General features: G+C 64.9%; 1 protein-coding gene. It reads right to left on the minus strand.

What is annotated here, in order from left to right; genetic code table 11:
* A partial coding sequence (locus tag AC0L20_RS40070) for an MFS transporter (RefSeq protein WP_473295680.1) occupies positions 1-393 on the minus strand: 393 nt, incomplete at both ends.

A 393-nucleotide genomic window follows, 5' to 3' on the forward strand; every position in this document is an offset into this window, starting at 1 on the left:
TGCCCCAGAGTTTGCGCTTGCTCAGCACAATGCCGAGGTCGACCCAACTGAACGGCGCCTTGGCGGCTTTTTCCTGCATGTCCACCAGGCCGCCACCTTCGCGGATCAGCTCGATTTCGGCGGCGTTGGCGCCTTTGAAATCTTTCGGCTCGCGGTACACCGCATACCAGATCACCGCCCACAGAATGCCCACGCCACCGGTGGCGACGAACACCATATGCCAGCCGAACGCATGCTGCAGCCAGGCCAGCACGGGCGTGAGAAACGCCAGCCCGACAAACTGCCCGGAGGTATAGACGCCAATCGCGGTGGCGCGCTCGCGCTCGGGGAACCAGGTGGTCACAACCCGGCTGTTGATCGGGTAGGCCGGGGCTTCCAGCGCGCCGACGGCCA

This window comes from Bradyrhizobium sp. Kon58 (assembly GCF_055807455.1).